Annotated in this window: 13 protein-coding genes; 5 read left to right on the forward strand and 8 right to left on the reverse strand. The window is 61.5% G+C overall.

Annotated features, from left to right (window positions below):
* Positions 1-8: 8 nt before the first annotated feature.
* The 8 genes from DAES_RS00300 to DAES_RS00335 all read right to left on the reverse strand — a co-directional run bounded on the left by DAES_RS00300 (position 9) and on the right by DAES_RS00335 (position 8806).
* A complete protein-coding gene (locus DAES_RS00300; protein WP_013513027.1) occupies positions 9-1271 on the reverse strand; it encodes an RHS repeat domain-containing protein in 1263 nt (420 codons plus the stop codon).
* 320 nt (positions 1272-1591) lie between these two features.
* Entirely contained in the window at positions 1592-2020 is a 429-nt protein-coding gene (locus DAES_RS00305; protein WP_013513028.1) for a response regulator, read from the reverse strand.
* A 53-nt stretch (positions 2021-2073) separates the two neighbouring features.
* Positions 2074-2724 (reverse strand): ATP-binding protein, encoded by a 651-nt coding sequence (locus tag DAES_RS00310; RefSeq protein WP_013513029.1) that lies wholly within the window; start codon positions 2722-2724, stop codon positions 2074-2076.
* Positions 2721-3086, reverse strand: coding sequence for a response regulator transcription factor (locus DAES_RS00315; protein WP_013513030.1), 366 nt, complete (start codon positions 3084-3086; stop codon positions 2721-2723). Before DAES_RS00315 ends, DAES_RS00310 begins: the two co-directional genes overlap by 4 nt.
* Positions 3083-4837, reverse strand: coding sequence for a sensor histidine kinase (locus DAES_RS00320; protein WP_013513031.1), 1755 nt, complete (start codon positions 4835-4837; stop codon positions 3083-3085). Before DAES_RS00320 ends, DAES_RS00315 begins: the two co-directional genes overlap by 4 nt.
* Positions 4838-4841: 4 nt before the next feature.
* Positions 4842-6059, reverse strand: coding sequence for a response regulator (locus DAES_RS00325; RefSeq protein ID WP_013513032.1), 1218 nt, complete (start codon positions 6057-6059; stop codon positions 4842-4844).
* Positions 6060-6084: 25 nt separating this feature from the next.
* Positions 6085-8208: a SulP family inorganic anion transporter gene (locus DAES_RS00330; protein WP_013513033.1), complete on the reverse strand. Its 2124-nt coding sequence runs from the start codon at positions 8206-8208 to the stop codon at positions 6085-6087.
* 13 nt (positions 8209-8221) lie between these two features.
* Complete coding sequence (locus tag DAES_RS00335; protein ID WP_013513034.1) at positions 8222-8806, reverse strand: TetR/AcrR family transcriptional regulator; 585 nt, start codon at positions 8804-8806, stop codon at positions 8222-8224.
* Between the two features lie 310 nt (positions 8807-9116).
* Here DAES_RS00335 and DAES_RS00340 point away from each other — a divergent pair, with 310 nt between their 5' ends.
* From DAES_RS00340 to DAES_RS00360, 5 genes are all read left to right on the forward strand, one after another.
* Positions 9117-10520 (forward strand): KAP family P-loop NTPase fold protein, encoded by a 1404-nt coding sequence (locus DAES_RS00340; protein WP_013513035.1) that lies wholly within the window; start codon positions 9117-9119, stop codon positions 10518-10520.
* A 142-nt stretch (positions 10521-10662) separates the two neighbouring features.
* Entirely contained in the window at positions 10663-11151 is a 489-nt protein-coding gene (locus tag DAES_RS00345) for a hypothetical protein (RefSeq protein WP_013513036.1), read from the forward strand.
* A 57-nt stretch (positions 11152-11208) separates the two neighbouring features.
* The gene (locus DAES_RS00350) at positions 11209-12561 is read left to right on the forward strand and encodes a deoxyribodipyrimidine photo-lyase (RefSeq protein ID WP_013513037.1); all 1353 of its coding nucleotides are present in this window, start codon (positions 11209-11211) and stop codon (positions 12559-12561) included.
* On the forward strand, positions 12558-12947 hold the full coding sequence (locus DAES_RS00355) for a DUF2784 domain-containing protein (protein ID WP_013513038.1): 390 nt from the start codon (positions 12558-12560) through the stop codon (positions 12945-12947). The genes DAES_RS00350 and DAES_RS00355 overlap by 4 nt, the downstream gene beginning before the upstream one ends.
* Before the next feature lie 310 nt (positions 12948-13257).
* On the forward strand, positions 13258-14196 hold the full coding sequence (locus DAES_RS00360; RefSeq protein WP_013513039.1) for an NAD-dependent epimerase/dehydratase family protein: 939 nt from the start codon (positions 13258-13260) through the stop codon (positions 14194-14196).

Here is a 14196-nt window from a genome sequence, read left to right on the forward strand (position 1 = left end):
GTCTACAATCAGTGTTTATCCGCTGTTCGCAAGAAACGGTATCGCTCTCGTAACCGGTCTGCGTAATCCTGGCAATTGTTCGACTTTCCGCCCCCCTTGCATGCTTTGTATTCTCCAGGATCGAGGCTTTCCTGAGCCCGTCGCATGCCCTCGTCGTCAAAGCGAGTCTCATCCAATTTGAACTTTGTGATATCTTCATCCTTCGTCATGCCTTTGCTGGAAAACCCGACATTATGCCCGCTTCCGTCTTCATAAAACCCTTGCTCGTGTTTTAACTCGTAGTTGCCCTTGTCGGCGGTGGAGCCATCGGTTCCAATCCAGTGCCAGTTGTCAGGCAGAAAATTCAATGGCCTTTTTCCAAATCGGAACAGACCCAGCGGATCAACCCCGTTCACCGGGTCATCCAGACAATACCCATACCAATCCGGGTCGCCGCCCGCATCGCCAAGGGGGTCGGGCGCGGTCCAGCGACTCGTGAAGGTATCAAAATCCCTCCACCCGAAGCGGACAAAGCCCAGGTCGCGGTCGTGCAGGCCGCCTGCAAAGCCGAGGGGGATTCTCAAGCCGGGGTTGGTGTCCTCAATGATTCCCCCGAACGGATCATACAGAATCTCCTGTATCACGTTGCCGCGATGGTCGGCAACCGCGCGCAGGGAGCCGATCTGATCGTAGTGGAGAGTGAAGACCTGGCCGTCGTCGCGGCGCATGGCGTGGGGGGTGCGCTCATCGCTGCGATAGGTGAAGACGAACTCGTGTGTGCCATCGTGGAAGGCGGCCAGGCGGATGAAATCGAGCCAGTGGTAAGCCTCGATCAGCTTGCCGTTTTTAAACTTGGCCGCGCGCTGGCCGTTGTCATGGTGGGCGAACTCGAAGACCGTGTCGTCCCATTCGCGGGTGGCCCGGAGCAGGCGGTGGTCCGGGGCGTACTCGTAGCGCGTGTACTTGCCGCCGCTGTTCCAGAGGATGCGCATCCCCTGCCTGTCGTGGGTGTAGCCGTTGTTTCCGGCGGCCTGGAGGCGGTTTTCCATGGTGTAGCGGAAGGCGCGGATCTGGTTGCCGTGGGTGCGTGGAAACCAGTCAAAGCTGCGCCGCCCATGCTTGTCATACCGGCACTGGCAGACGAGTCGGCCATCGAGTTTGGCCTCGGCCAAACGCCCGGCGTGGTCGTAGGCATAGGCCCAGCGGATGGGAGTGCCTTTGACGGTCTCGATCTTCTCGGTGATGCGTCCCTGCGTATCGTGCTGCAACGTGCAGCAATAGATGGAATGCATGCTTGCTCCTTGGTTTTGTTCCCGAAAGTCGTATCCGGGAATCCTGGGAAGCGTAGCATGGGGTTTTCGGCCTGATGGAAAGCGGGCGAAACGGGGTGGAAAAGAGGTCTTGCAGGGGCAAAAGGGAGGGTTGACAGGGGGCGGGGCGGGTTTGGATGCCAAAGGAGATTTCTTCTCTCACTGGGCATGAACGCTCGGTGCTGCGGCAGGGCAGACGCGATCCCAAGATGCGCTTGCCCCGAAAGAACCCCCGGCCCGCCGACGCAAAAGGGCTCCGACCAAAGCCGGAGCCCTTTGGAGCGTGGCGGTTTGTAGGCGGATTACCAGCTCTTGCCGGAGAGGATGTCCTTGACCCGGCTCTCGGCCTTTTTCTCCACCAGGAGCATCTTCTTGGCCTGGGCCTTCTTGATCTTCTCGGTCAGGGAGTTGATGTCCGCAGGCTTTTCCATGAAGTCCATGGCGCCGAGCTTCATGGCCTCGATGCCCGCCTCCAGGGTGGCCTGGCCGGTGAGCAGGATGACCTGCATGTCCGGGTGGCGCTCCTTGATCACCTTGAGCATTTCGATGCCGTTCATGCCGGGCATCTGGAGATCAAGGACAATGGCGTCGTATTCGGCTTCCTCGACCGCGTTGATGGCGTTGTCCGTGGTCTGGGCCGTGCTCACGTCCATGCCGCGAACGCGCATCCTCTCGGACAGGTTTTCCAGGAACTCCACTTCGTCGTCGATGAGCAGCACTTTTTCAGTCATTGGTTTTCTCCTTGGCGTGTCGGGCGTTGAAAATACGTGTATGGACATCTGGATCAGCGCCTGATGGCGAGGACCAGGGAACCTGTGTCGTCCAGGGCCGCCACGGTGTCGAGCCGGGCGGCCAGGGCGTTGAAGCCGGGATCGTCGGGCAGGGCCAGGGGCGCGCCAGACGGGGACAGGACAAGGCGCGTGCCCTCGGAGGCCGGGGCCAGGGACACGGTCAGGGTGTCGCCCCGGCCCATGGTGCCAAAGGCGGCGAGCATGGCGCTGTGCAAGAGCCGGATCAGGTCAAAGGGGTTGGCTTGCGACATGGCCGGGGCGCAGTCGCCCAGGCGCAGGGAGACCTGACGCATGTCGGCCATGCGGGTGAACAGGCTTGCGGCCAGATTCAGGATGGCGGCCAGGTCGGTCCCGGCATGGGTCGCGTCTTCCGGCTCATCGGGCAGGTGGGCAAAGCCGTTCATGGCCCGGACAATGGTGTCGCCCCGGCGGACCTGGCCCAGGATGGTCGTGGCCGCGCGCGCCAGCCGCTCCGGGTCGAGCGGGGTGCCGCGTCCGGCCATGAGGGCGAGATCCTCAAGCAGGCCTGCCGCCTCGTTGATCACGGCCAGGACGTTCTTGAGCTCGTGGGAGACCGAGGCGCTGACCGTGCCGAAAAAGCGCAGGTCTTCCCTTGATTCCTGCCGGGAGTCCTGGGGGGTCATTGGTCACCTCCATGGGTTGCGTCCTCTTCGATCCTGGCCACGAGGTCTTCTATCCTGATGGGCTTGATCAGGTAGCATACGCCCCCGGCGCATCCCTCCTTGAAATCCGACTCCGAGCCCTGGCCCGAAAGGAAGATGAACTTCATGGAGGGGCACAGCTCGAAAAGCCGCCGCTTCAGCTCAAGGCCGCTGATTTTCGGCATCCGGATGTCGAGCACGGCCAGATCATAGGAACAGGTCCGGGCCATGACCAGGGCGTCGTCGCCGCTGTCGGTCCAGTCGGCATCATAGCCGCGCAACTGGAGCCTCTCGGCCATGGCCGAGACCAGCTCCACCTCGTCGTCTACCAGAAGAATCTTCATTTTTTACGGGCCTCTGTCACAGGAGCCTTGAGCGGCAGGGTGATGGTGAAGGCAGTGCCCTTGCCCACCTCGCTCTCCACGGCCATGGACCCGCCCAGCTCCTGGACCAGCCCGTAGGTGATGGAGAGGCCAAGCCCGGTGCCCCCGGTTTTTTTCTTTGTCGAGAAGAAGGGTTCGAATATCCGTTTGCGGTCCGCCTCTGGAATGCCGCAGCCGTTGTCGCGCACGGTGAAGTCCAGGGTGTCGCCCTCGCCCCTGGCGGCGCTGATGGACAGGCGGCCCCCGTCGTTCATGGCCTGGAAGGCGTTGTTGACCAGATTGAGGAAGATCTGCTGGAGTTTGCCCCGGTCCGAGACGAATTCGGGCATGTTCTCCGGGATGCTCATGACAATGGCGATGTTGCGGTATTCCGCCTCCTTGTGCAGGAAGCTCAGGACCTCTTCGGCCACGTCCTTGAAGCGCAGGACCTCCACGTTCACGTCTATGTGCCGGGCAAAGCTGAGAAGCCTCTTGGTGATCCTGCCGCACCGCTCCACCGAGGCGAGGATGGAATCGATGTTGGCCAGCAGCCGCCTGTCGTGGGCGTACTGCTCCTTGAAGCTGAAGAGATCCTTGATCAGGCCCGCCTTCTCGTTGATGATGGCCAGGGGGTTGTTGATCTCGTGGGCCACGCCCGCGGCCAGCCGTCCGATGGACGCCATGCGGTTGGTGTGCTCCATCTGGTGCAGGGCGTTGGCCCTGGTCTGGTCGGCTACGTAGATCTTGTCCACCATGTAGGTGGACACGCCGACGATGACCACAAGGATCACGACCACGCTGGTCACCAGCAGCCAGAGCAGGTCCATGCGCACGGTTTCCCAAGGCTTCATCAGCTCCGCGGTCTTCTTGACCACCAGCAGGATGAAGGGCGTATCCTCGATGTAGGCGAAGCCCACGGTGTAGTCGGTGCCGTCCTTGCCCATGACCGGGAGCACGCTCGTGGTCTCGGAATAGGGCGGGATGGGAAGGTCTATCACCGAGAAGAGGGAGCCCATATACCGGGACGGGGTCTGCATGACCCCCCTGGAGTTGATGATGAAGGCATCGCCCTGGCCGGGCAGGTCGAGGGAGGAGAGAGCGGCGTTGAACTGCTCGGTGTCCAGAGTGGCGCGCAGCACATAGTCCTCGCCCGTGGCCGGGTCCTTGGTGTGGCGGGCGATGATCAGGTGCGGCACGTCGCGGTAGCCCAGGAACACGTCGCTGGTGTATTTGCCCAGCGACAGGGCGCTGGCAAACCATTCCTGTGTGCTGTAGTCGCGGCCCAGCAGGCTGTAGGGGCCGTTGTAGGCCACCTGACGGCCCGTGTTGTCGATCAGGCCGAGATCCACGAACCCGCCGAAGCTCTGCTTGAGCGATCCGAGAATGCCCGCAAGCAGTTCCGGTTCGCGCAGGCTCTCCACCCCGTAGCGCGTGGCCACGAATTCCAGGGCCTTGTGCCGGGCGTCCAGGAAGTAGGCCAGGGTGCGCCGGGTGTTGGAGGTGGTCCGGGCCGTGCGCAGGAGGTTCTCGGATTCGAGCGAGTGCCGGGTGACGTTGTAGTCGATGACCGTCAGCACCAGCAGCGGGGCCAGCGTCACCACCGTCAGCAGGAGGATGGCCAGCCGCCAGATGCGGGTGTAGTTGAACAGCCCCCTGCCCGGACCAGCGGGACTGCCCGCCGTCCAGAACTGCGGCTTGAACCTGTCGGTCATTTCCATGTCGTCACCCAGCATCCCGTTACTTTCCGGCGCGGATCTTTTCGTTGGCGGCCTTGAGGGTGCGGCTCAATATCTCGATGTCCACGGGCTTGTGCAGGTAGGCGAAGGCGCCCAGCTCCATGCAGGTTTCGCGGTCCTTCTCCGAGCCGTGGCCGGTGAGGATGATGACCTCGACCATGGGATGCTCCTTCTTGACCCGGCGCAGCACCTCGATGCCGTCGATGCCGGGCATCTTGAGGTCCAGGATCATGACCTCGGGCTCGTCCTCGCGGACCATGTCGAGGGCCGACTCGCCGTCGTAGACTACGGCAGAGCCCATGTCGCGCATCATCAGCCGCTCGGACAGGGTCTGGACGAACTCGCGCTCGTCATCCACCAGCAGCACCTTGGACGGGATCTCGAAGTCCACCCGGCGGTAGATGTCCGTCTGATGATATCCCTTGCCCACGGCAGTGGTCACGGACTTGACGCCGTCCACGGGCGAGACGATGTCGGCCAGTTCGTGCTCCAGGCGTTCGAGCATGAGCACGTGCTTGTTGATGGTCAGGGTGACCGCGCCCGCGTCGGCCAGCACCTGGACGTTGTGGCCCTCGGCGGCGAGCACGGTCTCGACCTTGGCCGCGAGCAGGAAGTCCGCGACCTTGGCGCGCGAGGCCGGGGTGGCCGCGATGGCGTCGTTGTTCAGATGCTCAAGGATCAGGCTGGCGCTCTGGTCCACGCCCGTGGCGCCCACGGGGATGACCATGTCGTAAAGGGCTTTGGCCCAGGGGTCGTCGGTGTCGGTCAGGAGCTTGACCCAGGCGGCCCGGTCCTCGTCATCCTTGCGGATGATCTTGGCGGCGTGCTTTTCGGCATAGCCCTCTTCGCGGGCGGCCACGGCCAGCCTGTCCTTGACCCCGGAGATGAGGCATATCCGCAGGATGTGCCCGATGTCGGCGGGCGGCAGCTGGGAGGCGAAGCCGGAGAAGAGCAGCCCATCGCCGTCCATGAGCTTGTTGGCCATGGCCAGGCGCAGCCAGGCCACGGCCCGCTCTTTTTCATGGTTGAAGGAGTTGAAGACCGAGGCCTTGGCCTGAAAGGCGCGGGCGATCTTGCTCTCGGCCATGCCGGACAGGTTGGCCGCGTCGGCCACGATCTCTTGGTCCGTGATCAGCCGGTAGCCTGAGCTGTCGAGCACGCGCTTGACCACCAGGCCGGCTTCGCTGAACATGCCGTTGAATACTGTAATCACTGACATTGTATACTCCCTGATTCTCGTCCCGCTAGGCGAGACGGCAGACGGTGGTAAGCGGGCAGGCCTTTTCTTCGGCACCCTGGTGCGCCTGCTCAAGGACTTCGTGCAGGGCGGCTTCCATGGTGGTGTAGAGGTGGTCTTTGCCGATTTTTTCGAGCAGGTGGGTGCGCACCAGTACGGCCATGACCGATTCGTTCACGCCGGACAGGGAGATGTCCACCCCTGCGCTGCGCACCCGGTCGATGAGCAGGGACAGGGCTTCCTCGCCCGAGGCGTCCATGTCGTTGATGCCGTTGGCCACGAGAATGATATGCCTGAGTTTGTCGTTTTTCGCCATCCTCTCGGTGATCTTGTCCTCAAGGAAACTGGCGTTGGCAAAGAAGAGCGGGCCGTCGAAACGGACCACGGCCACATGCTCGCACTCGGCCAGGCCATGCTCCTCGGCACAGCGCAGGGCCTCGTCCTCGCTGCGCGACAGGCTGGCCACGCGCGGACGCATGCTCTTGTAAAGGAACACGGCCAGGGACAGGCCCACGCCCACCATGATGCCCTTGTCCAGGTGCGGGGCAAAGGCCAGGGTGCAGGCAAAGGAGATGATGGAGATGGCGCCGTCGTACCACTGGGCCTTCCAGGCGTGGACAAAACCGGCGGCGTTGATCAGCCCGATGACGGCCATCATGATGACCGCGGCCAGCACGGCCTGGGGCAGGTGATAGAGCAGGGGGGTGAAGAAGAGCAGCACGATCACCACCATCAGCGAGGTGAACACGCTGGACAAACCGGTCATGGCCCCGGCCTGGAGGTTGACCGCCGAGCGGGAGAACGAGCCGGACGCCGGGTAGCTCTTGCCGCATGCGCCGAGCATGTTGGCCAGCCCCTGGCCGATGAGCTCCTGGTTGGGGTCGAGCCGCTGGCCGGTCTTGGCGGCCATGGCCTTGGCGATGGAGATGGCCTCCATGAAGCCCAGCAGCGAGATGATGGCCGCAAAGGGCAGCAGCTGGAGCATGACCTTGAGGTCGAGGGAGGGCGCGGAAATGGCCGGAATGCCCGAAGGCACGGAGCCGACCACCTCGCCGCCGCCCATCAAGGTCAGCCCGGCATCGTTGAGCCGGGAGTTGCCCACCTTGATGCGCCAGGTGCGGCCATCGGTGGTCGCGCCGTCCGGGGTCTGTCCCTGGAGATAGTAGACGAGGCCGTTGCCGGTCTCCACGCCGTCGAACAGGGCATTGCGCAGGCCGCTACGCAGGGTCTCGGCCTCGTGCTTGAGCCGGGCGATGCGGACGTTGATCACGTTCAGGTCGTGCTCCACGTCAAGGACGCCGATGGTGTTGCCTGCGGTCTTGGCCTCGTCCAGGGCGGTGTTCAGCCCGGCGCGTTCCACGTTCAGGGTTTCGATCTCGGCCAGCACGGTGTTGAACCGGGCCGCCTCCTGACGCACTTCAGGCGCCCTGACCGCGTCGATCGGGGTCTTGGCGTCGTGGTTGAAGCCAAGGCCCCAGGACAGGAGCGTGGTCACGGCCACGGCCACCAGCACGTTGGGAATCTTGGGGTTGATCCGCTTGAGCGAGATCATGATGCCAAAGGCGAGCGCGCCCATGAGCAGCGTGGGCCAGTGGGTGTAGTGGACCGCGCTCTCAACCACGCGGACGATGGTCTCGTAGTGGTGCTCGGCCTTGTCCACCGATACGCCGAACATCTTGGAGAGCTGCGACGAGGCGATGATGATGGCCGCTGCGTTGGTGAAGCCGTTGACCACCGGGTGGGACAGGAAGTTGACCACCAGGCCGAGCCGGAGCACGCCCAGCAGAAACTGGAACATGCCCACCATCAGGGCCAGCAGGATGGCGTAGGCGATGTAGCCCTCGCTGCCCGCCGTGGCCAGGGGTTCGAGCGAGGCCGCGGTCATCAGGGAGACCACGGCCACCGGCCCGGTGGCAAGCTGGCGGCTGGAGCCGAACAGGGCCGCCACCATGGGCGGCAGAAAAGCCGCGTACAGCCCGTAGTAGGCGGGCATGCCCGCCAACTGCGCATAGGCCATGGATTGGGGGATGAGCACCAGGGCGACCGTCAGTCCGGCGATGGCGTCCGCCCGGAGTGCTGTCACGCTGTAGCCTTTGAACCAGTCGATGAAAGGGAAAATTTTCGTTACCATGCAGCCTCTTCCTCTAGTGGACCTGCAGCATCCTGCGGCAAGAATTCAACAACTCGTTGAACAGCGCGCCGGCGTCGTACAGATTGTCGTTTTTGAACCGAACCAGGCCATCAACCATCGTGAACAAAATGAGCGCGGTTTTTCTGGGTTGGATGTCCGGGGCGATGGAGCCGTCGGCCTGCCCCGCCAGGATCGCCTTTTCGAAGAAGTGGAACAGGCAGTTGTAAATGGCCTCCAGGTGGCTCCTGAACTCCGGGTTGCTCTCCGAGAACCGGTACAGGAACCGCCTGTGCAGCAGGAGGAACTGGTCTTCCATCAGCCCGGCAAGGTAGAGATAAAAGGATATGGTCTCCTCGGCCATCTCCAGCCCCGACGCAAACGGCCTGTTCTCGAAAAACTGGTCGAACTGGGTCACGATGTCGTCGCGCGTCCGTTCGAGAATGGCCAGCAGCAGGTTTTCCTTGCTCTTGTAATGGTAGAAGATCGTCCCTTCGGCCGCCCCCGTGAGCCTGGACAACTCCTGCACCGACGTGTCCTTGAACCCGTGGTTCGCGAACAGCACCGTGGCAACCTTGAGTATGGCGTCCTTCTTCTTCATGCAGTTCCCATCGCTCCTTCCAAAAACCGAGTAGTCACTCAGTTCCTGATTGATATCTCCTAGTCACCTGCAATGTCAAAATAAACGACAAAACTGAGTGTACGCTCAGTTTTGTCCAAGATCAAGCGAAGATCATTGAATTTCTTTTGCGGCCAGTGTCACCCGGCGGAAACTTTTTTGAGAAATTTTTCACTTTCCGGGGTGGTGGGAACGGAAAGGGGGGAGATATCTCAGGGATTGGATTATTTCTTGCGCTGATTGCGTGGTATTTATATTGGTTGTCAGGATGCATAAGAAGAAGGAGAGCCAGATGATTAAGCGCAACGCCGAGCTTCAATTTTCACAGGACGATCTTGTTGTGAAAAAGGATGAAGAGAAGTGGTTTGACGCAGACCTTCTTGACAGGGGGCCGCATATCAAGGCTGTTTCCGAGCTGTTGCTGATGACACAAGGCAACTTTGTCATGACTGTGAGCTCTCCATGGGGAACGGGCAAGACGACATTTGTGCGGATGTGGAAGGCATATCTTGAAAGCAGGGGCTGCCCCTGTGTGCTATTCAATGCGTGGGAGCACGATTTTGCCGAAAACCCATTTTTGACGTTCGTCGCGGAAATGCACTCCCAGCTATGCACTCTCAAGAGCGCGGGCAAGGAGACATGCGATATGGCTTTCACCGCCTTGAAAGAGGCGGCGAAGAAGCTTTTTCCTCGCCTGATTTCCTTGGGAGCCAGAGGCTTGCTTGGCGTTTCGTTGGATGTTGAGGGGGTGTTGGGCAAGGATATTGGAAAGGGCTTGTGCGAGGCGCTGGGTGGTTCTTTGGAGGCGTATGCTTCCGATGTAATGGAAAAGCATGGCGATACCAAGAGATTGGTCGAGGATTTTAAGGCGGAACTGTCGAAGGTCGTTGCCAGCTTTAGCGACAGGCCGCTGTTCTTTTTTGTGGATGAACTGGACCGGTGCAAGCCGACCTATTCGGTGGAGTTGCTCGAAGCGGTCAAGCACCTCTTTGAGGTCGATGGGGTCATATTTATATTGGCCCTTGATCGTGAACAACTCGGACACTCGGTCAAGGCGGCATATGGGGAAGGCATTGATGCAGACGGCTATCTGCGCCGCTTCATCGACTTGGAGTACCGGATTCCTGAGCCGTCAAAAGAGGCGTTCATCCGGCATCTTTCCGAATTTTATGGGGTGAGCGGGTACCCACTCTTCAAGGCTGAAAATGCCCAAAGAGCCTGTGGTGAATTTGAAGATGAATTTATCAAAATCACTAAGAACTGGCCGCTACGAACGATAGAAAAAGCGTTTCTTCGTGGGACGATCCTGTTGCGTGGAATCAAGCCAATCGGATGGGCTGCGGCAAAAGGGTTTGCCCACTATATCTGCCTTCGAGAATTGGATCATGAAGCCTTGTCATTGATTTGTGGTGGCGAAGAGTCCAAGGCTGTGGTTACGTTGCGCGAGAAAGAACTGGCTGGTTCAATAGATATTGAATTTATTGTGTCCTGGACTTTTGCGAAAAACAATAGTGCGAGGTATAGTTCGGTAAACAGAACGACGAGTTTTCGTGAACCAAGAGAGAGGGATGAATACTCCCTGGCTGTCCGTTATGCACAGGCCTATCGAGAGAAGTATGGAACTCACCTTCATGACGAGGTAGTCAAGTTCCTCGAACTCTCGGAGTCTCTCGTCCAACAATCCACGGAGGAATAAGGGCGCGGAGTCAGGCGTCCGAACGCAACTTGATGTTGGCAGCGACCGGGGTTTGGGCTATGCGGTCTGATCTGGCGCGCCCGCCCTGAGGCGGGGGTGCGCCCATGGTTCGCAACCGTCATACCGCGAGGTCTATTGCGTCATGAAGCGTCTGCTAAGGTATCTGCTCTCCCGCCGTGGTCTGGTCTGCGTCAACTACGCCATCGTCGCCTTCATCGTCATCGTGGGCGTCGAGTCATGGGAGCTGCTGCGCGATGCCGTGCACAACGCGGGCGAGATCGGGGAGATCATCGACACCGTGGCCGTGGTTCTGGTGGCCTGGGGCGTGGCCCTGGAGGAGCGCGGCACCATGATGGACGCCTTTGGCGCCTATGCGGCAGGCTGTCCGGAGGTGGAGGCCAGGGCCGACCGCGAATGCCATATCTACGGCATGGCCGCCCTGCTGCTTGGCCTGTTCATGGAAGTGGCCGTGGAGGTGGTCAAGGTGCCGGACAGCGTGGTCAACACCGTGGGTATCGAATCCCTGCTCTTTGGCGTGGGCATCGTCCTCATGCTCGTGGCCGCCATCCTGTTGGTGCGCATGAATCTTGAACTTCGCCGGATTGCAAGGACTCCCTGCCCGGCAGCGTGAACCAGGCCCGGACGCGAAGGATTTCCGATAACTGTCCGGAAATCGAGATAGTGAATCATGCTGGTAAATAACAAGCGCCTCTATCGCCTTAACCAGGCCCCGCTGGCCGCTGGCCCGATCCTCTACTGGATGAGCCGCGAGCAGCGGGTGCGCGACAACTGGGGACTGCTCCACGCGCGGGAAATGGCCGGGCAGGAGCATGCGCTGGTGGTCGTCTTTTGTCTGGCCCCGGCCTTTCTCGGCGCAACCCTGCGCCAGTATGACTTCATGCTCTCCGGTCTGGCCCAGGTGGAGGGTGATCTCGCTGCGCTGGGCATCCCCTTTGTCCTGCTCCAGGGCGATCCGGGCCAGGAGATTCCCCGGCTGGCCGCCGAACTCGGGGCTGGCGGTGTGGTCACGGACTTCGACCCCTTGCGAGTCAAGCAGGGTTGGCAGGGGGCCGCGGCCCACGCCTTGCCCGTGTCGTTCATCGAGGTGGACGGCCACAACGTGGTTCCGGCCCGGCAGGTGTCGCCCAAGCAGGAATATGCGGCCCGGACCATCAGGCCGAAAATCCACCGGCTCATCGGCGAGTATCTGGAGGAGTTTCCGCCCCTTGAGCCGCAGGTTGCGCCAGCCCCGCCCTGTGCGGCCACGGCCAGGGCCGCCCATTGGGGCGAGGTGCGCGCCGGGCTGGCTGTGGACGGGGCGGTGGGGCCGGTGTCCCTTGTGCCGGGCGAGGATGCGGCGCACGACGCCCTGGACCGGTTCGTGGCTGACCGGCTGCATGTCTATGCCGGGCAACGCAACGATCCCAATGCGGACGGCACGTCCCGGCTCTCGGCCTATTTCCACTTTGGCCAGCTCGCGCCCCAGCGGGCGGCCCTGGCTGCGGCGGCCTCGGGCCGGGGCGAGGGGCAGGCGGCCTATCTGGAGGAGCTGGTGGTGCGGCGCGAGCTGGCTGACAACTTCTGCCTGCACAACCCGCAGTATGATTCCCTGGCCGGAGCTCCGGCCTGGGCGCTCAAAACCCTGGGCGAGCATCGGGCCGATCCGCGCGCCCATTGTTACACCCGCGAAACGTTCGAGCAGGCGCGGACCGGTTCGCGCCTCTGGAACGCGGCCCAGAACGAGCTGCGCCAGACCGGCTTCATGCACGGCTACATGCGCATGTTCTGGGCCAAGAAGATTCTGGAATGGTCGGCCACGCCCGAGGAGGCCCATGCCACGGCCCTGGCTCTCAACGACCGTTACCAGCTTGATGGCCGCGACCCCAACGGGTATGTCGGCATTCTCTGGTCTTTGGCCGGACTTCACGATCGCCCCTGGCAGACCCGTCCGGTCTTCGGCTCTGTCCGCTTCATGAACGAGAACGGTTGCCGCAGGAAATTCGACGTGGACAAATACATCGAGCGCTGGGGCGGGTCATGAGTCCGCTTTTGGCTGATCTGGTCCTGGCCGCGCATGTGCTCATTGCAGCCTACAATGTGCTCGGGCTGGCCGTGGTCTGGATCGGGGCCATGGCCCGCTGGCGGTTTGTGGGCAACCGCTGGTTCCGGGGCACGCACCTGGCGGGCATGGGCATCGTGGTCGTCGAGGCCCTGCTGGGCCTGACCTGCCCGCTGACAGTCTGGGAAAACCAGCTGCGGGTCGAGGCTGGCCAGGGGCCATACGCCGAATCCTTCCTCAGTCACTGGGCCGAGCGGTTCTTCTATTTCGACGGACCGCCAGAGCTTTTCACCGCCATCTATCTGACCTTCTTCGGGCTCATGGTACTGAGCGTCTGGCTGGTGCCCGTGCGCTGGCGGGAGCGCTGACACCCGCAGACCCGCGCGGTCTTCGGCTCTGTCCGTTTCATGAACGAGAACGGCAGCCCCCGCGAATTCGACGCGGGAAGGCATGCCAAGCGATGGGCGGAAAGATTGCTGGCGTCGTTTGGGGTGGCGGGGTCGGTTGTTCTTGAAAACCGAAACGCTTTGACAGGGCAGAGTTTGCCGCCGCGTCGGGCTGGCGAGCCGCCCAGATCAGGTTGGACAAATTCTTGCCGATGGGATAGAAGCGGGTGGTTTGACGGGTATGTATTCTCCCCCCTCCACATAATCGAAACTGCAAACAAAGAGTAGGGCCATGAGCAGCAAAGTTCTTGTCACCGGCGGCGCCGGTTATCTCGGTTCGACACTGGTTCCGCAACTCCTTGCCAATGGGTATGAAGTCACGGCGCTCGACAACCTGATGTTCAGTCAGGCCCCGCTTCTGGATTGTTGCCATTATCCGGGATTCGAGTTCGTCAAGGGCGACATCTGCGATTACGCCCTCATGGACAAGCTCATCGCCAAGCACGACATCATCATTCCCCTGGCCGCCATTGTCGGCGCGCCCGCCTGCAAGATGAACCCCACGCTGACGGACCTGGTCAACAAGCAGGCCCACATGCACATCGTCAAGCAGACCTCCAAGGACCAGATCGTCATCTTCCCCACCACCAACTCCGGCTATGGAATCGGTGAAAAAGACGCGTACTGCACCGAAGAGAGCCCGTTGCGCCCGATCTCCGAGTACGGCGTGTGCAAGGTGGCGGTGGAAAAGGCGTTTCTGGACAAGGGGTCCGCAGTCACCTTCCGGCTGGCCACTGTTTTCGGCATGAGCCCGCGCATGCGCATGGACCTGCTGGTGAACGACTTCACCTATCAGGCCTTCAAGACCCGGTCGGTCATCCTTTTCGAGGACCACTTCAGGCGCAACTACATCCATGTCAGGGACGTGACTAAGGCGTTCATCTGGGGCATCGAGCACTACGAGACGATGCAGGGCCAGGCGTTCAACGTCGGCCTGTCCACGGCCAACCTCACCAAGCGCCAGCTGGCCGAGAAGATCGGCGAGCATGTCGAGGGCTTTTACATCCACTCCGCCGCCATCGGCGAAGACCCGGACAAGCGGGACTATCTCGTGTCCAACGACAAGATCGAGGGGCTGGGCTGGCGTCCGGACCACGACCTTGATATGGGTATCAGGGAACTGCTCAAGGGCTACCGCATCCTCAAGCCGAACCTCTACGCGAACGTCTAG

Source organism: Pseudodesulfovibrio aespoeensis Aspo-2 (assembly GCF_000176915.2).
Taxonomy (GTDB): domain Bacteria; phylum Desulfobacterota; class Desulfovibrionia; order Desulfovibrionales; family Desulfovibrionaceae; genus Pseudodesulfovibrio; species Pseudodesulfovibrio aespoeensis.